Source organism: Inquilinus sp. KBS0705 (assembly GCA_005938025.2).
Classification (GTDB): domain Bacteria; phylum Bacteroidota; class Bacteroidia; order Sphingobacteriales; family Sphingobacteriaceae; genus Mucilaginibacter.
In genome coordinates this window covers 2,492,347-2,518,617 of record VCCI02000001.1, presented here as the reverse complement: position 1 = coordinate 2,518,617, position 26,271 = coordinate 2,492,347, and the positions used below count along the sequence as shown (strand labels likewise).

The following is a 26,271-nucleotide window of genomic DNA, read 5'->3' as shown; positions in this document are numbered from 1 at the left end:
CGCACGGGCCTTTACCTTTTGGCCCGGTTTTTTGTCGGGCCTTTACACACGTTCGATACTGTCCCTAAACACATGATTGGTAAAATAACTAAATCAAAAATGAGCGCGGGCCCTCCTGTCAGCGCGCGCGGGCCGGGTGTATGCCGGGAATGACGGTTTAGCTTTTTTGTATGGATTGGAGCAACGCGAACAATCGACAACAAAGCGTGAAGAACCGGCAGGGAGCGTGGGAAGCATCGCGCTGACTTGATCTTTTGCTTCTTTTCCATCAAGGGAAAAGAAGTAGCCTCCGCGGCAATGAGCGGCGAAAACTCGTTTGAAATACAACCCCGTGATAACGCGAGGAGTTTGCTTTATCGCTATCGCTCCGCGTAACGACATAGTTTATTATGGCAAGTTATGTGGAGAATAAAATTAAAAACTAAAACTCGCTTCGGTATCGGGGTTGTCCAGCTTGGTGCTTTTGCGCTGGCCGCCAACGGTTACATGCAGCATATTTATCTGCTCTTCGTGCTGGGTGTTTAGTAGCTCATCGTGAATATCTATCTTTTTAAGCGCGGGTACGCCTTTTACTTCAAAATAGGCCCATGCGCCATCTTCCTGTATCTCGTAGCCAACGTAGCTTAGGGTTAAGGGTTTGCCATCGGCCTTTATGCTCAGGTGTTTTTTAACATACTCGGCAATTAGGCGGTTAAGTAGGGCTTTGTCGGCCGGTTTTACAATATCTAAGGGCTTTTTGTAGTCTTTTTCAAGCGCATGCTCCAAATCGTCATAAAACATACGGCAACTCACCTCAACCGATTGTGTTTTGGCATTGTGGTTAATTTCAGTAACGCTCACATAAAAGGGATGGAAAAAGCCGAACCACCAGATAAATAATTGTAACATAAATGCGCCTAAAAGTAATGTTTACGCAAAAAACGATATTTTTATTGTGATTACACTAATTATTTAAATGCAGGATTTTGGTTTATACTTTCAATTAGGCTGGCAGCATATATGCGATTGGCAGGGCTACGATCATATTTTATTTGTAACCGTGCTGTGCGGCACCTACCTGCTGGCCGACTGGCGCAAAGTGCTTATACTGGTTACCGCCTTTACCATTGGCCACTCGGTTACGCTGGCCTTAAGCGTGCTCAACATCATCCATGTAAATACATCGCTTATTGAGTTTTTAATACCTGTTACCATTGTTTTAACCAGCCTGGTAAACATATTAAATAAGCAGCGTACCAATAACACCATGCGGCTTAGCTATATTTTGGCGCTGCTTTTCGGGCTGATACACGGTTTAGGCTTCTCTAACTACTTAAAAAGTCTGCTGGGTACCAGCACCAATATCACTGCCGAATTGTTTGCTTTTAACGTAGGGTTGGAGTTTGGGCAGGTATTAATTGTAATTGCGGTGCTTTTAATAGCCCATGTAATTATAAAATTACTTAAAACACCCCGCCGCGATTGGGTTTTGTTCCTTTCATCAGCTATATTTGGGATAGCTTTTATAATGTGTATCGAACGCTTTTTACTGATCAAATTTAAATGAATAAATTTTACCACTATTTAATCCCCTGCCTGTTAGTCACGTCGGCTGCGATGGCACAAAACGAAAACAACCCCGGATCAAACCACGGCAACAAATTTGAGCAATTGGGTACTATGCTATCTACGCCAAATATGTATCGTTCAGCATCAGGCGCGCCGGGCCCCAAGTATTGGCAACAAAAAGCCGATTATGATATTGTGGCCAAGCTGGATGATGACAAACAACGGTTAGACGGGGTAGAAACTATTACCTATTTTAACAACTCGCCCGACCCATTAACCTACCTGTGGTTACAACTTGACGAGAACGAACATAAAAAAGATGCCGAAAACGCCAAGTTTGACGGCAGCAAAATGCAAAGCAAAATGAGCCTGCGACAATTGCAGGGCATAATGGGCCACAACTTGGACCTGGGTAACCACATTGTAAGCATAAAGGATGCAAACGGCAACCCGCTTAGCTATACCATTAACGAAACCATGATGCGTGTAGAGCTGCCAACCACTTTGCAGCCCGGCCAAAAAATTGCGTTTAAGGTTACCTGGTGGTACAATATATCCGACAGGATGACCATTGGCGGCCGCGGCGGCTACGAGTTTTTCCCCGAGGATGGCAACTACCTGTACACCATGGCACAGTGGTACCCGCGCATGGCCGTTTACAGCGATTTTCAGGGATGGCAAAACAAGCAATTCACCGGTCGCGGCGAATTTGCTTTGGCCTTTGGCAACTTTGATGTAAAGATAAACGTACCTGCCGACCACGTAGTAGGTGGCACCGGGCAATGTAGCAACTACGCGCAAAACCTAAGTACCGCCCAGCTAAACCGCTGGAACAAGGCACAAAGCAGCAACCAGCCTATTGAGGTGGTTAACTTAAGCGAAGCCCAGCAAATGATGAAGGGCCACGCTACCGCCCGCAAAACCTGGAATTTCCACGCCGAAAATGTACGTGATTTTGCATGGGTTAGCTCGCGCCGTTTGGTGTGGGATGCCATGAGCACCCAGATAGATGGCGGCCGCAAAGTGATGGCAATGTCGTACTACGGCCCCGAAGCTTACCCGCTTTACAACCGTTACTCAACCAAGGTAGTAGCGCACACCGTGCGTACTTACTCAAAACATACCATACCATACCCTTACCCGGTAGCCATATCTGTTGAGGCTGCAAACGGTATGGAGTACCCGATGATATGCTTTAACTATGGCCGTGCCGAAAAAGACGGGACCTACAGCGAAGCAACTAAAAACGGTATGATAGGTGTTATCATCCACGAGGTTGGGCACAACTTCTTCCCGATGATCATTAACTCCGACGAGCGCCAGTGGACCTGGATGGACGAAGGCTTAAACACCTTTGTGCAATACCTAACCGAGCAGGAGTGGGATGCCAATTACCCATCGCAGCGCGGCCCGGCCTACAAGATAGTTGATTACATGAAGCTGCCTAAAGATGAGCTGGAGCCTATCATGACCAACTCTGAAAATATTACCCGCTTTGGCCCAAATGCCTATGCTAAGCCGGCAACTGCCTTAAACATATTGCGCGAAACCGTAATGGGCCGCGAGTTATTCGATTACGCCTTTAAAACCTACGCGCACCGCTGGGCCTTTAAACACCCAACGCCTGCCGACTTGTTCCGCACGATGGAAGATGCATCGGCGGTTGATCTGGATTGGTTTTGGCGCGGCTGGTTCTTTGGAACCGACCCGGTTGATGTATCGTTAGATAGCGTAAAATACTATCGCCTAAACACCAAAAACCCGGCTACCGAGGCTTCCTTCGATCGCTCGCAGTTTGACCGCAGTATGGAAAATATCAGCAACAAGCGTAACAAAGCAGCGGGCCAGCGTACTTTAGTTGAAGCAGATACATCCCTGCAGGACTTTTACAGCAAGTGGGACCGCTTTGCCGCCACACCAATGACCACGCAAAGCTACCAGGCTATGTATAATGCCCTAACACCTGCCGAAAAAGCCATGTACGATAGCAAGACCTATTTTTACGAGCTTAACTTTACCAATGTAGGCGGTTGTCCGTCGCCATTAATAATTGAATGGACCTACGCCGACGGCACTAAGGAGACCGAAAAAATATCGGCCTACATTTGGCGCCATAACGAAAAGCAGGTAACCAAGGTATTTGCCAAAACCAAGGAAGTACGATCGATACTGCTTGACCCTGAACGGGAAACAGCCGATATAAACGAGGGTAATAACAGCTGGCCACGCCAGTTTGCACCAACCCGTTTCGAGCTGTTTAAACAGCAAACCGCACCACGGGGCGCCGATAACAGCAGCAACCCGATGCAGCAATCAAGAAAAACAACACCATAATATAATCAAAGCCTCCTAAGAAATTGGGAGGCTTTTTTGTTAAGGGTAACCTTTAGCTAATAAACTGTGTCATTGCGAGGAGCGATAGCGACGTGGCAATCTCCTCGCCGTGCATCCCTTATTTGCATGCGACGAGTTTGCTTCTCCGCCTACGGCGTATCGCAATGACATGACGGAGTATTCGGGTTTCAGCCCTCCTCAGATCTCCGAAACGTTACCTAAGGTTTACGCTAAGCACGGGGCGGTGCGATTCTTTCAGGGAAGGAGGAGGAAGGGTTCAACCTTTACCACCCACCTATCTGCTACACACATTTGTTCCATTTATGTACATAAACACCACAAGATGAGCCGGCTGTAAAGGCGAAGCTAAATATTGATGAAATTTGATCATCAATAACAGCCTCATGAAAAAACTATACTATTTACTATTGCCCTTTACATTGCTACTGGGCCTATCAGCATGTAAAAAAAGCACCGAAGCCGTGCCGGAAAATTTAGCGACTACCGACCCTAACCGCACAGCAGCTTTAGCCAATGGCACGCATTTGCCCCTAACGGTGGTAACTATAGCGGGCAAGTACGGCGAATCGGGATTTGTTGATGGCAACGGTAAAAACGCCCGGTTTGACTACCCCCTGGGTATTGATGCAATGGAAGACGGTAGCATTTATATAGCCGACTTTTTTAACAATAAAGTACGTAAGATATCGCCTGCCAATGTGGTATCAACCGTAAATATACCCCAAAGCACCGACGGACAAACCCTTCGCAACCCATCAGATATTGTGGTACAAAGCGATGGTACCATAAACATACTCACCTACGACCTTTACTTTGTGATACAACACAAGGTTTGGATAGTAAAGCCCAACGGCCAGGTGCTTACGCCCGACTATAAAAACCCGCCTAACAGCCACAGCAGTTATACCCCTTATACTTACAACACCCTGGTACGCGACCCTTACAGCAATTATTTATTACTGGGCGGATTTTTTAATAATCATTACAACTATTCGTACCCGCTTACCGAAAAAGCTGAAATTAAGAATGGCGTTATTGGCACAAATGAGTATAGGCTGCCTGCAGATTCGCTTATCGCTATTGACCGCAGCACCCCGTTTTTAAGCAGCCTGTTTTGCGGGTACAATGGGGTAAAGTATATTGTAATGAACAATAAAACCATTTACAAATTAACGCAGGGCGGCGTGTTCACCCGTATATACCGTAACCTTACGTTCCACAATATTACCTCTATTGTAGGTACTAAAGATACCCGCACACTTTATATAGCCGATGATGGTACTATCAAAGCCATATCAAACAACAAGCTAACCTACCTTGCCGGCCCGCAGCCACCATCTGATGGCGGCGATGGCGTAGGCTCGAGTGCTGATGTACACGCAGCAAAGCTTAGCCTGTCTAAAGATGAAGGCACGCTATATTTTACCGATAACGAAACCGTAAGGAAGATGTATTTAAGATAATGAAGGCGGGTGAGTAACCCTGATTTCAATGAGCCAGGTCATCCTGAGCCCCGTCGAAGGACGTCTGCAAAAGCCAATAGGCGCGAGCGCTTGGACAAGCTAAGCATGACAGAAGCCCGAGCCTGTGCGATTCCTTCCCTGGGGAAGGAGGAGGAAGTGGTTTTCTGTCCCCTCAGGGTCTCCGGAAGGGGACCCTGAGGTTTTACGGCCGACCGGCATTCAGCGATGTTATCTTGTTGCCATCTGTTTCAAATATAAGCTTCACAGCTATTTTGCCAGCGATGGACGACTCCAGATCGGCCCAAATGGTTTGTCCCTTATCGGCGGTTTGGGTTATGGCCGTAAAGCGCGTTTCGGCATCGCCGAAAAAGAAACCGGCGGCCCATTGGCGTATGTCATCCGGCTCGCCATTGTGTATCAATGTAGCATCCGGGGCAAGCAGGCTTTCAAAGTCGTGGCGGTTTTTATGCTGTAGCGCGGTTAATGCCTGGCGCAAGGTCTCGTTTTCAATATTGTTAAAATCCATATTTCATTTGTTTGCAGCAAAGGTAGTCCGCCGCAACCCGGCATAATGGTGAGGATCTCAGTATTTAAAATCTTTTACCTTTTACTTGCCATATAGTTGCCTTTACTGATGGAAATGAAGTTTTGTATATTAGCCTCAATGAAAGCAGCAGTAATATCGGCCCCGGGTGGTCCCGAAAATATATTAATAGAAGAGCGGGCCGTACCAAACCCGGCTGAAGGCTGGGTGTTAGTAAAGGTAAAAGCTTTCGGGCTCAACCGATCGGAACTGATGACCCGCAAGGGTTTATCGCCTGGTGTTAAATTTCCACGGGTATTGGGAATCGAGTGTGTGGGCGAAGTTGAAGATGACCCCTCTGGAACCTTTAGGTCCGGCCAAAAGGTAGCTGCTTTTATGAATGGCATGGGCCGCGACTTTGACGGTAGCTATGCGGAATACACCCTGCTTCCAAAGGCTATTCTTTATCCTTTTGAAAGTACATTAAGTTGGGAACAGTTAGGTGCCATGCCCGAAATGTTCCAAACGGTATACGGCTCGCTGCATTTGTCTCTTAAAATACAGGCAGGCGAAACATTGTTGATAAGAGGTGGCACATCATCAATAGGGATGCTGGCCACGCAACTGGCTAAGCAAAGCGGCGCAACCGTAATAGCCACCACAAGGGCCGCCGGTAAAACACAGCTATTACTGGATAATGGTGCTGACCATGTAGTAATAGACGATGGGGACATTGTTGCCAAAATAAAAGATATTTACCCGGTAGGTGTAAATAAAGTATTGGAACTGGTTGGTACCGCTACCCTAAAAAACTCGCTTGCTTGCGCCGCCCCCGGCGGCATTGTTTGCATGACGGGTATGTTATCTGAACAATGGGCCATCAATGAATTTGCACCCATGGAATATATACCTGCTACGGTAAGCCTCACCGTTTATGACAGCGGCCAGATAAGCGTTGCTGCCGGGCATTTTCAGGAGTTTATAAACAGCGTTGAAAGCGGGGAAATTAAGTTAGCCATTGGCCGTGTATTTTCATTAACTGCCATTGCCGAGGCGCACAGCTTAATGGATAGCAATGCTGCAGGCGGCAAAATAGTTGTGGTTGCTTAGGTGAAGAGAGCCGGGTCATCCTGAGCCCGTCGAAGGACGTGTGCAAAGGCCAAATAGGCGAGTGCTTCGATAAACTCAGCATGACCAATCGCGCCGGGCACTTACAATCTTAATTTTATGCCACCGTTAATCACAAAGCCGTCTAAAGGGGCATATATATCCCTAAAAGTGGGGTTGGTAATGCTGCCGGTATAAATGGTATCAAACCGGGTTTGGCGGGTATCGGTAAGGTTTTCAAAATTTATAAACAGCGAAAAACGGTCCCATATCCGTTCGGCCATAAAGCCGGTGGTCCAGTAAGCCTTGCCTGTTGCGCCATCGTTTAACTTTTGCGGACTAAAGTAATAAGCTTCAAGGCCAAGTTTCCATTTATCTTCCAGCTCGTACATCAGCACATTATTAAGCCGGTGTTTTGATACCAATGGATAAAAGGTAATGCTGTTGCCTGTGTGCTGTGTTACATGGGCATAGGTATAGCCCACAAACAGCTTAAAGTTGGCATAGGTTAACTTTATATTAGTTTCGGTGCCTTTGGTGTTAAGGTCGCCTTTAGGTTGCTGGTACTGCAAATTGCCGTTGCTTAAAGCGGTAAGCAGTATAGGGTTATTAATACGGGTATAAAATAACAGTTGGTTAATGCTTAGGCTACCCTGGTTGTTAAACAAGCCGGTTCGGTAATTTATATCGTAATTCAACCCGTACGATCTTTCGGCCGATGTATTGGCCACATCAATGGGTAATACGTTTTTAAATTGTATCCGTTCGGCATCTTCGGTAAAAACGGTGGGTGCCTTATAGCCTAAACCACCACCCAGCCGGGTAGATATATGGCTGTTAATGTTTAGCAAGGCAGATACCCGTGGTAGTACAAATAAACCGTATTTGTTATGATGGTCGGCCCTTAGGCCGCTCTCTAAAGTTAATGCCTTTGTGGCGTTCCAGGTGTTTTGTATAAAGCCACCTACGGTGCTGTAGTTATAGCTGCGTAGCGCAAAACTGTTGTTTTTATCTTCGGCAAAGTTTTCTGACAGGTAATTTACCCCCATAACCCAATCGGTAACATCACTTACGCGGGTGTAACTGGCCTCGCTAAAGGTAGAGAACTGCAGCCCCGAAAACTTATATGCCGGCAGGTTAATTGCCCTGTCGAAATAGCTAAGGCTGTTTTTAACGGTCAGCTTCTCTTTACTGTTTATACTGTGGTCAAGCTGTAGTTGTGTGCTGTAGCGGCCTGTTTTATTTTGCTCAAAATAGCTATGCTGCGTGTTGCCATCACCCTTAATATAATGTATATCGCCACCTATGCGGTCTTCAATAGTGCTGTTGATGCCGGTTATAAGGGTGGTGTTGCTGTTAAGGTAAAAAAATAATTTAGGGTTAAAGGTAAACCTGTTAAACCGGGGTATAGCGGTAAGGTCGATACCGGCAGGGTCGTAAGCGGTGCCGTGGTTGTAGGCAGCATAAACGGTAGCGCCTGTTTTTTTAAACTTTTGCGAATAAAAGGCGCTGGCATCAAGGCCAAGGGCCAATGTTGTATTTAACAAAAAGTTGAGCTGGCGCTGGTTACCTGGCGTTTTTGATACCAGGTTAACTAAGCCGGCAATAGCGCCGCCCCCATACAGGGTAGACGATGAGCCTTTGATCACCTCAACTTGTTTCAGATCAAGCGGGGCTATTTGCAGCAAACCCAAGCCACCCGAAAACCCCGAATATAGCGGGAACCCATCGCGGATGATCTGGGTGTACTTACCGTCGAGTCCCTGTATACGTATGCTGGAGTTATTGCTGGTAGCCGATGTTTGCTGGGTTTGTATGCCTGTGCTTTCTGCCAGCATCATGCGGATATCGCCGGGCTTCATATTACCTTTTTCGTCCAACTCTTCGCCTGATATTACTTCAACCCGGGTTGGTGTATTGGCAATGGTGCGGCTGCTGCGCGTTGCCGATACAATTATTCCGGCCAGTTCTTCGCCGTCGTCTCCGCCAGCGGGTGTAAGCAAAACAAGCGCAGGGCTAAGCTGCTGTTGGGGCAATAAAATGGTATCTGTATGGGTTTGGTACCCAATATAACTGTAAGTTATCAGCTGCCTGCCCGCAGGCAGGCCGGTTAAAACAATAAGGCCGGCGGTATCGGTAACAGCTCCCTTGCCACCCGGCGCAACAATAGCAGGAGCGCCAATTAAGGGTTGGTTGGTTTTTGCATCCTTTACAATGGCCTTAAACGTGTTTTGGCCATACGCCACAGCGGTATATATAAGTGCTATAACAAGCACCGTGAATTTTTTCATGGATAATATATAATAAAGTTAATACTAATAACAGCCTTAGGGCTACGTAGGTGTATTAACTTAATTGTGGCGGCTGCCAAATAGATAGGGTAACATGCTGTACACAAGGGTGCAGGTAGGGTGCATAGTGTTTTATATGTGGCTCGCGGATGGTTGTGATACTGTAACAGGTGTTGCCGGCCACCACAAAGCCTGCGCAGGTGCCGCAGGCAAAAAATGGCGAGCAGCCTTTACAATCGTTACCCTTTACATCCTTGTTATTTACCGGTTGGTTAACCGCATCGGTTTTAAAATTGCACTCGCTATCGTTACAGCAGGGCTTTATAGCCAGCAGTAACACAAAAAGGGCGCATAAAAAACACAAGGCTCTCATGCGGCAAATGTAAATTATTTTTGGCCGATGTTGCAATAGTTCACTCCTCCGTTATTGCCGACTTTATTTTTCTGAACAGCCTTGCAGATCGTTCATCGTCGTTTGCATCGGTTGGGGAGTTAAACAGCAGTTGTAGAAAGTAGCCGGTATCGGTGTTTTGCACCATCAGTTGGTTTAACCGGGTTAGCTCGCTACCGGTGGCTTCTTGCGCTAGTTTTTTTGCCGCCAATTGTATAGTGCTGTCATCAATTTTCATACCCCGGCCTGTTAATTTATTGTAGTAGTCAGGTCATCTAAAAAAAAGGTTACAGTTTATATCGTAATAAAAAATATTACAATACCCATGTTTCATCATATTTATATAAAGAAAGAAAACATGCCTCTTATATGGAAAATTATGTTATATTAGGTAACCATCCCGAACGAAATAAAACGAAAAATAAGCAAGAAAAACGAAAAATATGGAATGAGTTAAGTATGGGTGTGGAATTTAAAACAACTGTAAAATGGCAATGCGGCACAAAGTAGTTGTACTGCCATAATTTGCCAAACCAGCTTGCCGGTGTAAATCAAAATGGCGATTTATGCGTATATTTATATAGCATGAATATACAAAAAATCACATTTGGCAACGGCTGCTTTTGGTGCACCAAAGCCATCTTTCAGGCCTTAAAAGGCGTTATATCAGTAGCATCAGGGTACACCGGCGGGCATACCATAAACCCCACTTACATGGAAATATGCAACGGCGATACCGGCCACGCCGAGGTGATACAGATAGCGTATGATGCTGATATACTGTCGTTTGATGAGCTATTGCTGGTTTTCTTTAAAACCCATAACCCAACCACATTAAACCGCCAGGGCAATGATGTAGGCACCCAATACAGGTCGGCAATATTTTACCATACCGACGAGCAAAGGGCACAGTCGGAGTCGATGATCCAAAAACTGACCGAAGAAAAGGTGTTCGACAAGGCTATTGTAACTGAAGTGATCCCGGTAAGCGAGTTTTATAAGGCGGAGGATTATCATCAAAATTATTACAATGATAACCCAATGAAACCTTATTGCGCGTTTGTCATCCAACCCAAATTGAATAAATTTGCCAAGGAATTTACCGATAAGATAAAACCGGAATTGCTGTAAAAACGGTGAATTTACTGCTTTAAATGAAGAAAATAGCCATTGGTATCTTAGTCATAACCTTGTTTTTAGGTGCTTGTAGTACTGCTAAAAAAACCGCACAAACCTCGTTAGCCAATAGCGGTAAAGTATGGGCATCACTATGGCAGCAACGCTCGGCAGAGTACCGTGCGCTTTGTTTTCAGGCTTATAATTTGGCAAGGCTAAGGCTTGACGAAGCACTTAAAAACCTGGGCACTAAGCCATTAGCGGTAGTTACCGATATTGACGAGACACTACTGGATAACAGCCCTTATGATGCCCTGCGCGCGCTTAATAATCAGGATTATACCGACGAAACGTGGAAGTTATGGACAGCCAAAGCTGTAGCTGATACAGTACCCGGCGCACCGGCGTTTTTCAAATACGCGGCATCAAAAGGGGTAACGGTATTTTACATTACCAACCGTGCCGAGGATGAAAGAGCAGCTACTATAAAAAACTTGCAGCTATATAACCTGCCCAATGCGGATGATGCACATTTGCAGTTAAAACAAGCTACATCAAGTAAAGAGGGCCGTCGCCAAAACGTGCTTAAAACGCATAATATTGTATTGTTATGCGGCGATAACCTGCCCGATTTTGATATGTTGTATGATAACCATCCTACTGAACAAAGCCGCCGGTCTGTTACCGATCAGCTTAAAAAAGAGTTTGGCAGCAGGTATATTGTAATTCCTAACCCATCCTATGGCGATTTTGAGGGTGCCTTATTCAACTTTAACTATAAACTTAGCCCGGCGCAAAAAGACTCGATAATAAAGGCCAGGATAAAGGCTGATAAGCAATAGTTGCTATATTAAGCTTTTGTTAAGCATTGTACATTCCCAAAATCAATATGTAATTTTGGGTACAAGCCATTTTATGAAAAAGCTCACATTATCTATAGTTACCTTACTGGCAACTATTCAATTATTTGCCCAAATACCGGGTAAAATTCAGCAAACAAGCCAGGTATTACTTCCAAACGGCTGGAAACTAAGCCCAGCAGGCAGATCATTACCTTTGGGCGATCTACCCTTAAACATGCAGCTATCCGCTTCGGGCAAATTACTGGCGGTAACTAACAACGGTCAAAGCACCCAATCGCTTCAACTGATAGATCCGCGTAGCGAAAAACTACTTGACGAAAAGGAATTAGGCAAATCGTGGTATGGCATTGCTTTTAGTAGCGATGAAAAAACAATATATGCATCGGGTGGTAATGACAACATTATACTAAAGTTTGGCATCAGCAATCGTCAATTAAATAAGCCCGATACCATCAAATTAGGCGACGCATGGCCTAAAAACAAAATTTGTCCTACAGGTATAGCACTTAATAAGGCCAATAATCGCTTGTACACAGTAACCAAAGAGGATAGCACTTTATACATCATCGACCCTAATAAGGCTACCATATTGAGCAAGCTTAAATTAGGTGCCGAGGCCTATAGCTGTATACTATCTCCCGACGAAAAAACACTCTACATATCATTATGGGGTGGCGATAAGTTAGCCATTTACCATACAACGACACAAAAGCTAACTACAATTAATACCGGTAGCCACCCTAACGAGCTATTGCTTAACAAAAAGGGCACGTTGCTATTTGTTGCCAACGCTAATGATAATTCGGTATCCATTATCAATACGGCTACCCGCAAAACTATCGAAACCGTATCTACAGCCCTATACCCAACAAAGCTTACAGGGTCAACTACCAATGGTTTTGCTCTATCGGCTAACGAAAAAACACTATACATTGCCAATGCCGATAATAATTGCCTGGCTGTTTTTGATGTATCTAAGCCCGGCAGTAGCCAAAGCCGCGGTTTTATACCCACCGGCTGGTATCCTACCAATGTTAAAATGTTGGGTAACAAAATATTGGTGAGCAACGGCAAGGGCTTTACCTCGATGGCTAATCCGCAAGGGCCGCAGCCCGTTAAAAAGGCTGATAATAGCGGTTACAAAAAAGGCGCTATTAACAGCAAGGAACAGTATATAGGCGGTTTATTTAAAGGGACATTGTCATTTATAGATGTGCCCTCCGAGCTTAAACTAAAGGCTTATACCAAACAGGTTTATACCAATACGCCGTTTAACGCGCAAATTGCAGGCACTGCGCCCGGCGAGGCAGGCAATCCTGTCCCCCGAAAAAAGGGCGAGGTGTCACCTATTAAACATGTATTCTATATTATCAAAGAAAACCGCACCTACGACCAGGTAATGGGCGACGTAGCAGCCGGTAATGGCGATACATCTTTATGTATATTTGGTAAGAACGTAACCCCAAACCACCATGCTATAGCCAATGAGTTTGTATTGATGGATAATTTTTATGTAGATGCCGAGGTAAGTGCCGATGGGCATAACTGGAGTATGGCTGCATACGCTACCGATTTTGTTGAAAAAACATGGCCTACCAGCTATGGCGGCCGTGGCGGTAATTACGATTACGAAGGCACCCGTAAAGCGGCCTACCCGCGCGATGGTTTTATTTGGGATTACTGCAAGCGGGCCGGTGTTAGCTACCGCACCTATGGCGAGTTTGTAGAGGATGGCCCGCATGCAAAGTCCAGCCTCAAATCGTTAGAAGGGCATTATTGCAAGCAATCGCCGGGGTTTGATATGAATGTTAAAGATGTTACCCGAGTGGCTATATGGGCGCATGATTTCGATTCGCTGTTAACCAAAAACGCTGTACCACAGTTTAATACCATACGCATATCTAACGACCACACCAGCGGCCAGCAAAAGGGCGCTATTACACCTGTAGCAGCAGTTGCAGATAACGACCTGGCTATTGGCCAGTTTTTGGAGCATTTATCAAAAAGCCCCATTTGGAAGCAATCGGTGGTATTTATTTTAGAGGATGACGCTCAAAACGGCCCGGACCATGTGGATGCGCACCGCTCGCCTGTGTTTGTTGCTGGCCCTTATGTTAAACGGAACGCGGTATTACATAATATGTACTCTACATCGGGCGTGCTGCGTACCATCGAGCTTATTTTAGGCCTGCCGCCTATGAGCCAGTACGATGCCGCTGCCATGCCTTTGTATGAATGCTTTAGCGCTAAACCTGACTTTACACCTTATACCGCCAAACAAGCGCTTGTAGACCTTGAACAGCGCAATGTAGCAGTAAATGAAAGCAGTAAGCGGTCGGCGAGTTTTAATTTTGCTAAAGAGGATGCCGTGCCGGACCTTGATTTGAATGAAGTGGTTTGGAAATCGGTAAAAGGCGAAAACTCGGTTATGCCTGCACCAAAACGCAGTGCTTTTGTTATTTTAGAGCAGAAAAAGAAACAGGATGATGATTGATTTGTTATCTTGAACCAAACATTATCAGTCATGACAATTCTTGAGAATGAATACTTAAAGGTAGCCGTTGATACTAAGGGCGCCCAGTTAAGCTCTTTTTATAATAAGGCAACCGGTACGGAACAACTTTGGCAAGCTAACACTGACATCTGGCCCTGGCATGCGCCTAACTTATTCCCAATAGTTGGACAGTTAATAAATAACGAATTACTGGTTGACGGCCAAAAATATGCTTTGCCCCGCCACGGTTTTGCGCGCCACTCGGAGTTTATTTTACTGGAGAAGGACGAAGCCCATGCCGCATTCTCGTTACCTTATTGCGAAAAAACGCTGGCAGTTTACCCTTATAAGTTTGATTTTCAGGTACTATACACTTTAATTGACAACGCGCTGCGCGTTACTTATAAGCTTATTAACAGGGATAAAAAAGCTGTTTACTTTTCGGTAGGCGGGCACCCGGCATTTAATGTCCCCTTTAACGCAGGCGAAAGCTATACCGATTATTACCTTGAATTTGAAACCCCGGAGCATTTAGAAACCCACCTGCTATCGCCTGAGGGCACTTTTAACGGCGAGACCCAGTCGGTAACTACGCCCAATAACAGACTGTACTTAACCCGCGATATGTTTGATAAGGATGCCCTGGTGTTTAAAAATATCAAATCGCGCATGGTTACCATTAAAAGCGATAAGCACGATCAAAGCCTTTCGGTTGAGTTTCCGCACTTTAATTACCTTGGCTTGTGGGCCAAACCAGGGGCCGATTTTGTATGTATAGAGCCTTGGCTGGGCTGTGCTGATAACGCGGGCGAACCCGCTGATATAGCTAATAAAGAGGCTATACAAAAGGTAGTTACAGGGCATGTTTTTGAAGCTTCGTACTATATCAGCATATAATTTAAACTATTTTAAAAGTTTTTTAAAACATTTGTACTGCTTTTATACTTATCAGTAAAAAAACTCTAAACAAATACAGCTATGAAAAAGAAAATTTATCTAATTGCACTTACCATGTTACTGTCTGTAACAGCATTTAACAGCAACGCAGCAACCTTTACCGACGACAAAAAAGCCTTTACAGAAGCTGCTGCTAACATGACAAAAGAGCAGAAACAAGCTCGCATCGAAGAGATCAAAGCCCGCGTTGAGGAAATCAAAGCAATGGATAAATCTCAGATGGATAAAACAGAGAAAAAAGAACTTAAAGCTGAATTAAAAAGCCTTAAACACGAAGCTCAGGCTATGGGTGGCGGTGGCGTTTACCTTTCAGTTGGTGCTATCATCATCATCATTTTAGTGTTAATCCTGATCCTGTAATCAGCATAATATTTTTGAATAAAAAAGCCTGTGAGATACCTCACAGGCTTTTTTATTGCCCTATAATTTTTTCGTTATTTTTCGTTTTAATTCGTTGTTACAGCGAGATTTTTTCGTTTTTTTTGTTGACTACCTGCTAATTAATATAAAATAAATTTCGATATAAACAATAGATGCCCGCCATTTATTGGCAGGCACCCGTTATTTTATCTGTTGAAATTGAGTTCGGCAGTTGGAGGCATGACCAAATTACTTCTTCATCAACTCACTTAACACCGGGTGGTCTAAAGTTGAAAGTTCGGTATGGCCACCCTTTAGTTGGTCGAACACCACCACTTCGTTCTGGCCTTTTTTAAGCCATGCAGCGGGTATGTAAATGGTTTGTGTTGGGCCTATCTCCCAGTACTTGCCCAGGTTGTGCCCGTTCAAATAAACAAAGCCTTTACCAAAGCCATGCATATCTAAATAGGTATCGCCGGTGGTGCGTAACGAGAAGGTGCCACGGTACAAGCCCGGCTGTACAATGCCCTCGGTTTGTGCAGGGCCATAATGCCAACCCGCCAGTGTACTAAACGGAAACTGGTACATTTTCCAGCCGGTAAGCTCCTGGCCGTTTAGGGTAACACTTTCTGTGATGCCCTGGCGGTTCTCGGTTAAAAAGGGGCCGTAGTTAATGCGGCCATTGTTCTCAACCAATATATCAAGGGTGCTATTGGGGGTAAGGCTGCTTAGTTGTAACGAGTCTTGCTTTAAGCGCCTGTCTAAAATGCTTATGCGCTGGCCGTTAAGGTAAACGGTAGCGTAATCGCGCATTTCTTTTATTTTAAGCAAGCCGTTAACCGCATCTTTAAGTGTGGTACGGTACAGCACAAAACCATAGCCCTGGTCAAGGTCCTCAAAGCTCATGGGCTTGTCGGCTTCAACAGGTTTGCCCAGGTTGCTAAACAGGTTGGCTGTGCCGGTTAGTTTTATCGCCTCAAGGGCAAAGGTCATTTTCTTTTTACCGGGCACCTCGGGCAGCTTTTCGCCGGCAGGCAGGTGTTTGGCTATCACATCCCTAAACTTGTAAAACTTGGCGGTAGGGTTGCCCGATTCATCAAGCGGGGCATCATAGTCGTAACTGGCGGTTTGCGGGGCATAGGGGTCGCGCTTGTTCATGTTGGCGCCATTCATAAAATCGCGGGTGGTACCACCATGAAACATGTACATGTTAATAGATATCCCTGCGGTTAACACTTCATCCAGCTTTTTGGCATCCGCATCGGCATTGCTGCCGCTGTGCGCGGTTCCCCAGCTATCAAACCAGCCCGGGTACCATTCGGCTATGTAATAAGGGCCTTTACCGTCGTGGTATTTATTGATCAGTGTTTTTACGGCGGCAGGGTTATCCTCGCCGTTTACAGCGGGTAAAAAGCCGGGCAGGTAGCCTGCGGGCATTTGGCTTGGGCCATCGCAGGTAAACAGCGTACCATCAAACCCGGCCTCGCGGAATATCTTTTCGTTTTGGGCAAGGTACGCCTTATCGTTACTGTAGCTGCCGTATTCGTTTTCAATTTGCACCATTAGTATGTTACCGCCATGGTTTACCTGTAAAGGCGCCAGTTGCTTGCCTACCTCTAACATATAATTACGATAAGCGCTAATAAATTTGGGGTCCTGGCTGCGCACCTTAAGCGTTTTGTCCTTTAGTAACCACCATGGGTAACCGCCAAACTCCCATTCGGCACAGGCGTAGGGGCTGGGGCGCAATACCACCCAAAGGCCTTCTTCTTTGGCTATGCGCACAAATTCGGCAATATCATTATTGCCCGTAAAATCGTACTTGCCCTGCACCATTTCGTGCTGGTTCCAAAACATGTAGGTGCCAATGGTATTAAGGCCCATGGCTTTGGCCATTTTCATGCGGTCGCGCCAGTTTTCGCGCGGTATGCGGTAACAGTGCATCTCGCCACTTATGATCTGTAATGGTTTGCCATCCAGCATAAAGGTGCTATCGCTAAAAGCGAAGGTATGGCTTGCCGATTGCGCCCTGACAAGGGTAATGCCGCTGATAAAAAGCGCGGTATAAAGTATTATCCTTTTTAGCATGTGTAGTTCAAATAATTAAAATAAGCCTAATTGCCCCTTGTCGTCAATGTCAATATCATCGGGATTGGTGATCTCGAAATCTATCTTTTTAACAGGTTTTGATTCAGGCTCTTTTGATTGCTCTGATTCAACTGATTTCACAGATTGTTCGGATGCTTGCACCAGTTCTGGCTGTTGCTTAACCAACTCAACCTTTTCAACTTTAACGGCGGTTTCGGCCACTTGTTGTACAGGTGGGGCATCGGCTACCTGCTTATCTTCGGCGGTAATGGTTATCTCGGTATCTTCTACCGAGTCGGGTGCCGGGTCGGGTACATCCGCTTCGTCATCGTGCTCGGCTATCAGCTCAACGCTTTTTACCTGGTGTACGCTTAAACGGTTACCCATCGCCTTCATGCCTTTTACATCAATCAGGTCGGTTAAGTTTAAGTCAACTTCCTCGGGTATCAATGTTTTGCCTTTTAGCTGCTCTACCTTAACCACTGGCTGCGCCGCGCCGGATATCAGTACCAGTTTCGAGCCGCTTTCGTCGCTGATGATGCTGGTTTGCTTACCTATAACCGTGGCTTCAAACACAAAGCGTTTTACCATGTAATTTTTAGATTTTCCGTCGTAGTGCACTACCGCAAATACCTTGGCCGGGTCGTACTTCTCTATCAGGATCATCTTATCATCAAAGTGGTTATTCAGGTCAAAGCTGGTCAGCTCGTACATGCCGTTGCTCAGCACGTTCAGTATACGGTCATCGCCGTCAAACTCGCCCAGGTATTTACCGCGTCCATCGGCATTAAGGCGTTTCAAAATATCATCGTACCATATTTTACGCCCGGCCAGGGTTGATACCCCTTTTGATTTTAACAGCACCTTTTTAACCGGGTACTTGGTAACCATGTTACCTATCGAATTTCGGCCCTTTATAGCCAGCGCGGCAAAGTCTTCGTCGAACTGTAGTTTTTTTAATTTGGCGTGTGGCTTTAGCTGTACGGTAACCACCTCGGCTTCGCCGTTGGGGTTGGCCGTAAAGTATAGCACCTTTGAGCCTTTGCTGCCTTTGGTAAGGTCGTACTCCTTATCGCGGGTTACACCCGTAACCGAAAAACGTTTAATGTAGCTTACGCCGCTTTGCCCGTCTTTGTATATCATGTTGTATACGGTGCGCTCGTCGTTCTTTTTAAACACGGCCACATGCTCAATATCCTTACCTACAAATACCTTGTCCTGTACCTTGGTAACAATAAAGCGCCCGTCGCCGCGGAACACAATGATCTCGTCGATATCCGAGCAATCGCATACAAACTCGTCCTTTTTTAAACCCGAACCTATAAAACCATCCTCGCGGTTAACATATAGTTTAACGTTGGCCAGGGCTACCTGGGCGGCTTCTACACGGTCAAATGTGCGCAGCTCGGTTTTGCGTTCGCGGCCCTTGCCGTATTTTTCGCGTAGTTTTTCAAACCAGGCAATGGTATAATCGGTAAGGTGCTTTAAGTGGTGTTTAACCGTTTTTATCTCGTCGTTCAGTCCCTTTATCTGCTCATCCGTTTTCTTTACATCAAAACGGGTAATGCTGCTCATGGGTTTATCAATCAGTTTCTTATAATCTTCGGGCAGTATAGCGCGGTAAAATTGCGGGAAGAAAGGTTCGAACAACTTATTCAATACCACCAGCACGCCTTCAAAATCTGTCGAGTTTTCGTAGTCGGGGTGTTTGTACATCCCTTCCTGTATAAATATTTTTAGCAACGAGCTAAAAAATATCTTCTCCATCAATTCCTTCAGTCGTATCTCCAGCTCCTGCTTCAACAGGTCCTTGGTGAAAAAGGTGCTTTCGCTCAGCATATCGTTCACGCTCATAAAGCGCGGCTTGTCTTCCTGTATCACGCAGGTATTAGGCGATATAGATACCTCGCAATCGGTAAAGGCATACAAGGCATCAATAGTAACATCGGGCGATATACCCGGCGCCAGGTGGATAACTATCTCGACGTTTTGCGCCGTGTTATCCTCTATCTTTTTTATTTTGATCTTGCCCTTATCGTTGGCCGATATTACACTATCAATTAAGCTGCCTGTGGTGGTGCTAAAAGGTATCTCGGTAATGGTAAGGGTTTTTTTATCGCGCTCTACAATTTTGGCGCGCACCCTTATACGGCCCCCGCGCTGACCCTCGTTATAGGCCGATGCATCGGCCATGCCGCCGGTAGGGAAATCGGGCAGCAGGTTTGGCCTGTCGCCTTTTAAAACGGCTATAGATGCATCTATCAGTTCGATAAAATTATGCGGTAGTATTTTGGTAGCTAAACCCACGGCAATACCCTCGGCACCTTGCGCCAATAGCAAAGGGAACTTTACAGGTAGTGTAATAGGCTCGCGGTTACGGCCATCATAACTGGCCTGCCAAACAGTGGTATCGGCGTTAAAAACAACATCCAGCGCGAATTTTGACAGGCGCGCCTCGATGTAACGCGGGGCCGCTGCCGAGTCGCCTGTTACCGGGTCTCCCCAGTTGCCCTGGCAGTCTATCAGCAGGTTTTTTTGGCCTATTTGCACCATGGCATCACCTATTGAAGCATCACCATGCGGGTGATACTTCATGGTGTTACCAATAACGTTGGCGGCCTTGTTAAAGCGCCCGTCGTCCATCTCTTTCAGCGAGTGCAATATGCGGCGCTGCACAGGCTTTAAACCATCGTTTAAATGCGGAACGGCGCGGTCTAATATTACATAGGATGCATAATCAAGAAACCAGTTCTCGTACAGCCCATCAAGAGAGGTTATTTTATGAAGGGTATTTTCTTCGTTATTTTCAGAAACAGGATCAATACTTAAGTCGTCGCTCATTCTTTAGCAAAAAAATTTGGATGGGTAAAGATAGTATAATGTGCAGATGTGAAGATGTGCAGATATGCAGATTTTTTGCACATATAGGCCAAAATCAACACTAATCAGGTTATAATAAGCACTTATGATATAACAGCTGAAAGGTGTTTATAAATGAAGAACAAATGGTCAGATTAGCCGCAGGGATTAAGTAGTATCAAATAATTAGCAAACCTACACCCACCTGCTTAAAAACTTACCAAATTCATCTTTGTACTGGTCGCCTACGGTGATGTTAATTTTGCCTATTTGCATGGCATTGCGGGTAATGGAGTTTATCTTATCTAACGATACGATGTACGAGCGGTGTACACGCATAAAACGTTTGGCGGGCAGCTTCTCTTCCAGCGCTTTAAGGCTGATGAGGGTGAGCAGGGGCTTTTCGTTGTTTTGCAGGTATATTTTTACGTAGTCCTTTAGGCTCTCCATATATAAAATATCGCTAAGGGCTATGCGCACCAGCTGATACTCTACTTTAATAAACAGGTAATCATCTTCAATGCGTTCGGTATCTGCCGCGGGCGCGGTATTGGCCGAGCGGTTTACTAACTCGGCGTAGGCCAGCGCCTTATTGGCGGCATGCAAAAACTCTTCGTAATTAAAAGGTTTTAGCAGGTAATCCAAAGCATCAACCTTATAGCCCTCTAATGCAAATTGGTTATACGCGGTGGTGAATATAATGCGCGGCTTGCTTGCGCCGCGGCTATCCAGCACACGTGCCAGCTCGATGCCGTTTAGGTTGGGCATTTGTATATCTAAAAATATCAGGTCGACCTTGTGGGTTTGTAAGCCACCTAAAGCCTCAACGGCGCTGCCGTAGCGGCCCACTAAGTTTAAAAAAGGCGTTTGCTCAATAAAGGCGCATATCATGCCCAGGGCCAGGGGCTCGTCGTCAACGGCTATACAGTTTAATGTCATTACAATTGCAGCGTTAGGTTAACGGTATATTGGTTGGTTTCGGCCGATTCGTTTACCTCCAGGGTATATTTACCAGGGTAAAGCAGATCTAACCGGCGGATGGTATTATTTAAACCGATGCCCTGGTTCTCTTCAATATTCATCCCCTTTTCTTTAAAGATAGTGTTTTTTACCATCATCGATACGGTGTTATCCTCCTGGGTAATGATCACTTCAATATCGCTTTGCTGCGTATCGCTAATGCCGTGTTTAAAGGCGTTCTCTACAAAGGTTAAAAACAGCATTGGCGCCACCGGGAACTCGCGCAGCATGGCCGGGGATTGAAAGTTAACCTTTGTACGGTCGGTAAGGCGAAGCTGCATCAGGCTGATATAGTCTTTTATAAAGGCAACCTCCTGGCTTAGCAGGGCGGTGGTGTTTTGGGTGTCGTACAATACATAACGCATCATGCGCGATAGCTGGTGCAGTGCCACGCGCGATGTTTCTACATTTACCAGTGTAAGCGCGTAAATGTTGTTAAGCGTATTAAAAAAGAAATGCGGGTTTATCTGTGCCTTTAAAAACGATAACTCCGAGCTGATCTTGTCTTGCTCCATTTCCTGGTGCAGCTCTTTATCCTTTTGCCATTTTTGGGTGGTGGTAATACTGGTGCTGATGCCCAGTACCAACGAGGTAAGCGTAATGATAAAGGTATCTAAGTAACCGTGTTTACCACCATCGCGGCCGCCCCGTTTTGGTGGGCCGCTTTTATGAAAGGCTGCTTCAAGTAATTCGCGCAGGTTTAAAAACTTATCGGCAAAGCCGGATAAAAATACAATGGCAACCGTCATAAACAAGATAGTTAAAAAGTATAAGCCGGTTCTTTTTTTAAGCAGAAACCTGGGCACCAGTATATAGGCGTTTATATAATATGCCGATATCAGCATGGCAAATACAAAGTTTTGCTTTATCCAAAATTGATAAGGGATCTCGATGTTGCGCAGGAAGGGTTGGTAAAACAATAGCACTATGCCCAATACTACCCATATTAATACCTGGATGAGTATGCTTACTAAAGTGCTTTTTGATTTTTGAATGATCATTATATAATTAGGTTAATAGCCGGATGCTTATACAATATTACAAAACAGCAGGGCTAAACACCAACCATAATCGCCGCAGGGGCGCTTTTTACCGACGGGCAGGCAAAAACATCCGTTTAAAGTTAATTATAATGCTGTATTATAGGTAAATAGGCGTTCGGCGATTGATTTTTGGCCCCGGTCTATTTGTATGGGCCGGTGGTCTATCGCGTTTTTTTGATAGTGCAAAAGGTTGTTGTTTTGGACATTGAAAGTTTATAACAAAATCAAAAACATAATTTAAAAAACTAAGATCATGAAAAATTCAATCAAATTATCAGCACTGTTATTATTGTTAAGCACCGGTTTATTTGCAGCAACACCAGCAAAGGCAGCCACTGCCGATGACGGCATCCCAACCATTACTGTACAAGCTTTACGCAACGCCGTTGGCTTTGGCGTAAGCATACTAACCGATGCAAAGGCAACTGTAATAATTACCGATAACGAAAACCATGTTTTATTGCTTGATAAGCTGCCAAAGAAAAGCGTTGTACAAAAAGCCTACAACCTGTCTGAATTAGACAATGGCGATTACGCGGTAACCATCAAATCAAACGACCAAACAGTTACCAAACAACTGCGCGTGTACGACGAGTATGGCCAAAAAGCCTACGTGTTTTTGCAATAACAACCCCATATACCCCTAAGCTCCCCAATTTATTGGGGAGCTTTTTTTTGTAAACAGGCTGATACTGTTTTAACGGTTAAAAAAGCCTTTCTGTCTATAATTTTTAGCTCTCGGTCTATCGCGTTTTTTAATCATACGTCAAAGTAATTGCTTTGTGTAGCCCTAAATCAGATATAATGAAACTCGTATACTTTTTATTTGCCGCTGCTTTGCTTGTCTCTACAGGCAGTTACGCACAAACCGGCCGCGATGTTAGCGGAACCATTAAAGATTCTACCGGTGTTACCCTGCCGGGCAGCCTGGTGCGCATACTAACCGGAAAGGATAGCCTAAGTACCAGCACCGATGCTGCCGGCCGTTTTAGCTTCCCGGGGGTAACCGTTAACCAGTTTAGCCTGGTGATACAATCAATAGGTTACCAGCCCTTAAAGCGCCGTTTTGTGTTAGATAACGCAACTACACCTGTTGTACTTAACCCTATTATACTAAAAGCCGAAACCCGCATGCTGGCCGGTGTTACCATTACCGATGTAAACCCTGTTAAGCTAAAGGAAGACACGGTAGAATTTAACGCTGCCGCCTACAAAGTACGCGATGGCGCTCCGGTTGAAGATGTGATACGCAAGCTCCCCGGCGTTGATGTGGATAAGGATGGCAACGTAACCGCGCAGGGCAAAAGCGTTACCAAGGTGCGCGTTAACGGTAAAGATTTTTTTGGCGGCGACCTTAAAACCGCTACCAAAAACCTGCCTGCCGACATTGTACAAAACATACAGGTAATTGATGATTACGGCGACCAGGCCAACATTACCGGCGTTAAAACCGGCGAGCCCGAAAAGGTGCTTAACATCACCATAAAAGAAAGTAAGAATTACGGTTATTTTGGCCAGGCCAGCGTTGGCGAGGGCCAGGATATGATACCGGGGATAGACCAAAGCAAAGAGGGTAACCGCTACGTAGCACAGGGCAACTTGTTTAGCTTTAGCGGCAGCCGACAAATAGCCGTGTTAGGTAATTTAAATAACACCAATACCAACCTGTTTAACTTTGGCGGCCCCGGTGGCCGTGGGGGCGGTGGTGGCGGCCCGGGCGGCCCTCCGGGAGGTAATGCCAACAGTGGCAACGGTATAACTACAGCCCGTTCATTAGGTTTTAACTACCGCGACCAGTGGGGTAAAAAAATAACCGCTTATGGTAGCTACAGCTTTGCCAACAATACGGTAAACACTACCAGTACTACTATACAAAACAACCTATCGGCAAGTAACCCAAGCGTTAATAACCAAAGCAGCGTACAGGAGACCGACAACCTGAACCACCGTTTTAATTTTAATATCGAGTACAAGCCCGATACGGTTAACTACTTTAAAATTACACCTTCATATTCATATGCTGGTGTTACCACCAACCAAAACGCGGCCAATACGCTGATGAACGCGTCAGGTTTAGTGTCCGATTATACTTTTCTGTCGTACCTGCACTCTACATCGCCAAACTATGGTGCCAACGTGTTGTATAACCACCGTTTTGCAACCAAAGGCCGCAATTTTAGTGTTAATGTTGGCGCAGGCTCGTATAGTATCAACCAGTATCAAAACCCGGTTTATACTTATATAGAGGGTGCGGCCAACGCACCGCTAAGCCAATATATTAGTACCGCCAGCCGTACCGATAGCGTGGGTACCAGCCTGTCGTACCTGGAACCGCTGAGCAAAAAATCATACCTGGAAGTTACCTACGGCTACAAATACTCGTATACCAGCGCCGACAGGGCTACCGATACGCTAAGCAACAGCGGTGACCGTGTGCGTTACGATTTGCTGAGCAATAACTATAGCTACAGCTTTATCACCAATAGGTTTGGCCTAAACTATCGCTTTATCGATAAAAAATATAACTACACCCTGGGCGTTATGGCACAGCCATCAACCTTAGATGGTAGCGGCACCAACCCGGTTAATACATTTAATATTGCGCCGACGGCCAGGTTTATTTATAACTTCTCGCGTAACCAATCGTTAAGTGTTAATTACAACGGCACCAGCGCGCAACCCACTTATACCCAGTTGCAGCCTGTTACCGATTTTTCGAACGCGTCGTACCCGGTACAGGGTAACCCCGACCTGACACCGGAATTTAACAACGTGCTATCTATCCGTTATAATAAATTCGATTTTGCTTCGGGGAACGTGTTTTTTAGTAACCTGTCCTTCACACAGTCGCAAAATAAGGTAGTGGCTAATACTATAACTTACCCAAGAGTGTATGCGCCCGACCCTAAACTGGCCGGTACCATTTTAACCCAATACCAAAATGCCGATGGCTATTATGCGGCAAATGGGTTTTATGTGTTTGCCAAGCCCTGGGCCAAGCGCAAGTATAACCTGTTTTTTATAGGTAACGTAACCTATGCCAACAACATATCGTACGTGGGCAGTGTAGATGCCGATACCTACGCGTTAACTACCGAAAAAAATATCTCCAAAAACCTGGTGCTATCGCAAGGGGTACGCTTTAGGGTAAATGTTGCCGATGTAATAGATGCTGAAGCAAGTACTACCTACGCGGTTAACCGCTCAAACAATTCGGTAGAAACTGCTAACATCAACAGTAAATTTAGCACCCTTAATTTAGGGCTTAACGGCAAAAATTACTTTTTTAAAGACTGGACCTTTAGCTACGATTTTACTAAGCAAATATATTACGGTTACCAGGGCGCTACCAACCCCAACATCCTGAACACCTATATAGAGCGCAGGTTTTTGAAAAACAATGTGGGTACGTTGCGCTTTGCAGTTAACGATGTATTTAACGAAAATACCGGTTACACCACTACACAAAGCGGCAGCTATATTACCCAAACAAACGCCAACCGTTTAGGCAGGTATTTCCTGGCTACGTTTACGCTTAGGCTGCAAAAGTTTGCTGGTAAAAGGCCAACACCTGGCGGCCCGGGTGGCGGCCCCGGTATGGGTGGCCCTCCTGGTGGCGGACCGCCACCATTTTAATTCTCCGGGTATTTAACCACAGGATCACAGGGTTTGTAACAGGAAAAGACGAGGTTTCTTTTGTGAGATTTAGTTGTCTTGATCTTTTCTTGAGGATGCCCGGGTGGTCCCGGTGGTTAAATACACGGGTAGTTAATAATGAGTTATCCACACGGCA

The 26,271-nt window shown here is 45.5% G+C and carries 20 protein-coding genes; 11 read left to right on the top strand and 9 right to left on the bottom strand.

Annotation, left to right across the window (positions count from 1 at the left end; all coding sequences use genetic code 11):
• Positions 1-414: 414 nt before the first annotated feature.
• Complete coding sequence (locus FFF34_011185; protein ID TSD68019.1) at positions 415-780, bottom strand: hypothetical protein; 366 nt, start codon at positions 778-780, stop codon at positions 415-417.
• Positions 781-955: 175 nt separating this feature from the next.
• Between FFF34_011185 and FFF34_011180 the strand changes: the two genes are divergently transcribed.
• The 3 genes from FFF34_011180 to FFF34_011170 all read left to right on the top strand — a co-directional run bounded on the left by FFF34_011180 (position 956) and on the right by FFF34_011170 (position 5,366).
• Positions 956-1,546, top strand: coding sequence for a HupE/UreJ family protein (locus FFF34_011180; protein TSD67920.1), 591 nt, complete (start codon positions 956-958; stop codon positions 1,544-1,546).
• Entirely contained in the window at positions 1,543-3,882 is a 2,340-nt protein-coding gene (locus tag FFF34_011175) for a M1 family metallopeptidase (GenBank protein TSD67919.1), read from the top strand. Before FFF34_011180 ends, FFF34_011175 begins: the two co-directional genes overlap by 4 nt.
• A 404-nt stretch (positions 3,883-4,286) precedes the next feature.
• The gene (locus FFF34_011170; protein TSD67918.1) at positions 4,287-5,366 is read left to right on the top strand and encodes a hypothetical protein; all 1,080 of its coding nucleotides are present in this window, start codon (positions 4,287-4,289) and stop codon (positions 5,364-5,366) included.
• Positions 5,367-5,568: 202 nt separating this feature from the next.
• Here the strand turns inward: FFF34_011170 and FFF34_011165 are convergent, their stop codons facing one another.
• Positions 5,569-5,892: a hypothetical protein gene (locus FFF34_011165; protein ID TSD67917.1), complete on the bottom strand. Its 324-nt coding sequence runs from the start codon at positions 5,890-5,892 to the stop codon at positions 5,569-5,571.
• A gap of 138 nt (positions 5,893-6,030) precedes the next feature.
• On the opposite strand from FFF34_011165, the gene FFF34_011160 reads away from it, so the two are divergent.
• Positions 6,031-6,999, top strand: coding sequence for a zinc-binding dehydrogenase (locus FFF34_011160; protein ID TSD67916.1), 969 nt, complete (start codon positions 6,031-6,033; stop codon positions 6,997-6,999).
• A gap of 101 nt (positions 7,000-7,100) precedes the next feature.
• On the opposite strand, the gene FFF34_011155 is transcribed toward FFF34_011160, so the two are convergent.
• From FFF34_011155 to FFF34_011145, 3 genes are read right to left on the bottom strand one after another with little or no spacing between them, the layout of a single operon-like run.
• On the bottom strand, positions 7,101-9,287 hold the full coding sequence (locus FFF34_011155; GenBank protein TSD67915.1) for a TonB-dependent receptor: 2,187 nt from the start codon (positions 9,285-9,287) through the stop codon (positions 7,101-7,103).
• A gap of 55 nt (positions 9,288-9,342) precedes the next feature.
• Positions 9,343-9,660 carry a hypothetical protein gene (locus FFF34_011150; GenBank protein ID TSD67914.1) on the bottom strand — a complete coding sequence of 106 codons (318 nt, stop codon included), beginning with the start codon at positions 9,658-9,660 and terminating at the stop codon, positions 9,343-9,345.
• A gap of 40 nt (positions 9,661-9,700) precedes the next feature.
• Complete coding sequence (locus tag FFF34_011145; GenBank protein TSD67913.1) at positions 9,701-9,916, bottom strand: hypothetical protein; 216 nt, start codon at positions 9,914-9,916, stop codon at positions 9,701-9,703.
• 347 nt (positions 9,917-10,263) lie between these two features.
• On the opposite strand from FFF34_011145, the gene msrA reads away from it, so the two are divergent.
• The 5 genes from msrA (at position 10,264) to FFF34_011120 (ending at position 15,468) form a co-directional block, all read left to right on the top strand.
• A complete protein-coding gene (gene msrA / locus FFF34_011140; protein ID TSD67912.1) occupies positions 10,264-10,809 on the top strand; it encodes a peptide-methionine (S)-S-oxide reductase MsrA in 546 nt (181 codons plus the stop codon).
• 23 nt (positions 10,810-10,832) lie between these two features.
• Positions 10,833-11,636 (top strand): 5'-nucleotidase, lipoprotein e(P4) family, encoded by an 804-nt coding sequence (locus FFF34_011135; protein ID TSD67911.1) that lies wholly within the window; start codon positions 10,833-10,835, stop codon positions 11,634-11,636.
• A gap of 73 nt (positions 11,637-11,709) precedes the next feature.
• On the top strand, positions 11,710-14,151 hold the full coding sequence (locus FFF34_011130) for a bifunctional YncE family protein/alkaline phosphatase family protein (GenBank protein TSD67910.1): 2,442 nt from the start codon (positions 11,710-11,712) through the stop codon (positions 14,149-14,151).
• 30 nt (positions 14,152-14,181) lie between these two features.
• Positions 14,182-15,048, top strand: coding sequence for an aldose 1-epimerase family protein (locus FFF34_011125; GenBank protein ID TSD67909.1), 867 nt, complete (start codon positions 14,182-14,184; stop codon positions 15,046-15,048).
• Between the two features lie 81 nt (positions 15,049-15,129).
• The gene (locus FFF34_011120) at positions 15,130-15,468 is read left to right on the top strand and encodes a hypothetical protein (GenBank protein TSD67908.1); all 339 of its coding nucleotides are present in this window, start codon (positions 15,130-15,132) and stop codon (positions 15,466-15,468) included.
• Between the two features lie 249 nt (positions 15,469-15,717).
• Here the strand turns inward: FFF34_011120 and FFF34_011115 are convergent, their stop codons facing one another.
• From FFF34_011115 to FFF34_011100, 4 genes are all read right to left on the bottom strand, one after another.
• A complete protein-coding gene (locus FFF34_011115; GenBank protein TSD67907.1) occupies positions 15,718-17,556 on the bottom strand; it encodes a beta-galactosidase in 1,839 nt (612 codons plus the stop codon).
• A gap of 15 nt (positions 17,557-17,571) precedes the next feature.
• Complete coding sequence (locus FFF34_011110; protein TSD67906.1) at positions 17,572-20,397, bottom strand: DNA gyrase/topoisomerase IV subunit A; 2,826 nt, start codon at positions 20,395-20,397, stop codon at positions 17,572-17,574.
• Positions 20,398-20,610: 213 nt separating this feature from the next.
• The gene (locus tag FFF34_011105) at positions 20,611-21,354 is read right to left on the bottom strand and encodes a response regulator transcription factor (protein TSD67905.1); all 744 of its coding nucleotides are present in this window, start codon (positions 21,352-21,354) and stop codon (positions 20,611-20,613) included.
• On the bottom strand, positions 21,354-22,436 hold the full coding sequence (locus FFF34_011100) for a sensor histidine kinase (protein TSD67904.1): 1,083 nt from the start codon (positions 22,434-22,436) through the stop codon (positions 21,354-21,356). Before FFF34_011100 ends, FFF34_011105 begins: the two co-directional genes overlap by 1 nt.
• Before the next feature lie 295 nt (positions 22,437-22,731).
• Between FFF34_011100 and FFF34_011095 the strand changes: the two genes are divergently transcribed.
• Together FFF34_011095 and FFF34_011090 are read left to right on the top strand one after the other, a co-directional pair.
• The gene (locus FFF34_011095; GenBank protein TSD67903.1) at positions 22,732-23,106 is read left to right on the top strand and encodes a hypothetical protein; all 375 of its coding nucleotides are present in this window, start codon (positions 22,732-22,734) and stop codon (positions 23,104-23,106) included.
• 176 nt (positions 23,107-23,282) lie between these two features.
• Entirely contained in the window at positions 23,283-26,114 is a 2,832-nt protein-coding gene (locus FFF34_011090; GenBank protein ID TSD67902.1) for an outer membrane beta-barrel protein, read from the top strand.
• Positions 26,115-26,271 lie beyond the last annotated feature (157 nt).

Coding starts and splice junctions, on each gene's coding strand:
- FFF34_011115 (TSD67907.1), bottom strand. CDS start 17,556: ATGCTAAAAAGGATAATACTTTATACCGCGCTTTTTATCAGCGGCATT.
- FFF34_011165 (TSD67917.1), bottom strand. CDS start 5,892: ATGGATTTTAACAATATTGAAAACGAGACCTTGCGCCAGGCATTAACC.
- FFF34_011175 (TSD67919.1), top strand. CDS start 1,543: ATGAATAAATTTTACCACTATTTAATCCCCTGCCTGTTAGTCACGTCG.
- FFF34_011105 (TSD67905.1), bottom strand. CDS start 21,354: ATGACATTAAACTGTATAGCCGTTGACGACGAGCCCCTGGCCCTGGGC.
- FFF34_011185 (TSD68019.1), bottom strand. CDS start 780: ATGTTTTATGACGATTTGGAGCATGCGCTTGAAAAAGACTACAAAAAG.
- FFF34_011110 (TSD67906.1), bottom strand. CDS start 20,397: ATGAGCGACGACTTAAGTATTGATCCTGTTTCTGAAAATAACGAAGAA.
- FFF34_011150 (TSD67914.1), bottom strand. CDS start 9,660: ATGAGAGCCTTGTGTTTTTTATGCGCCCTTTTTGTGTTACTGCTGGCT.
- FFF34_011180 (TSD67920.1), top strand. CDS start 956: ATGCAGGATTTTGGTTTATACTTTCAATTAGGCTGGCAGCATATATGC.
- FFF34_011145 (TSD67913.1), bottom strand. CDS start 9,916: ATGAAAATTGATGACAGCACTATACAATTGGCGGCAAAAAAACTAGCG.
- FFF34_011130 (TSD67910.1), top strand. CDS start 11,710: ATGAAAAAGCTCACATTATCTATAGTTACCTTACTGGCAACTATTCAA.
- FFF34_011170 (TSD67918.1), top strand. CDS start 4,287: ATGAAAAAACTATACTATTTACTATTGCCCTTTACATTGCTACTGGGC.
- FFF34_011095 (TSD67903.1), top strand. CDS start 22,732: ATGAAAAATTCAATCAAATTATCAGCACTGTTATTATTGTTAAGCACC.
- FFF34_011120 (TSD67908.1), top strand. CDS start 15,130: ATGAAAAAGAAAATTTATCTAATTGCACTTACCATGTTACTGTCTGTA.
- FFF34_011090 (TSD67902.1), top strand. CDS start 23,283: ATGAAACTCGTATACTTTTTATTTGCCGCTGCTTTGCTTGTCTCTACA.
- FFF34_011160 (TSD67916.1), top strand. CDS start 6,031: ATGAAAGCAGCAGTAATATCGGCCCCGGGTGGTCCCGAAAATATATTA.
- FFF34_011135 (TSD67911.1), top strand. CDS start 10,833: ATGAAGAAAATAGCCATTGGTATCTTAGTCATAACCTTGTTTTTAGGT.
- FFF34_011125 (TSD67909.1), top strand. CDS start 14,182: ATGACAATTCTTGAGAATGAATACTTAAAGGTAGCCGTTGATACTAAG.
- FFF34_011100 (TSD67904.1), bottom strand. CDS start 22,436: ATGATCATTCAAAAATCAAAAAGCACTTTAGTAAGCATACTCATCCAG.
- FFF34_011155 (TSD67915.1), bottom strand. CDS start 9,287: ATGAAAAAATTCACGGTGCTTGTTATAGCACTTATATATACCGCTGTG.
- msrA (TSD67912.1), top strand. CDS start 10,264: ATGAATATACAAAAAATCACATTTGGCAACGGCTGCTTTTGGTGCACC.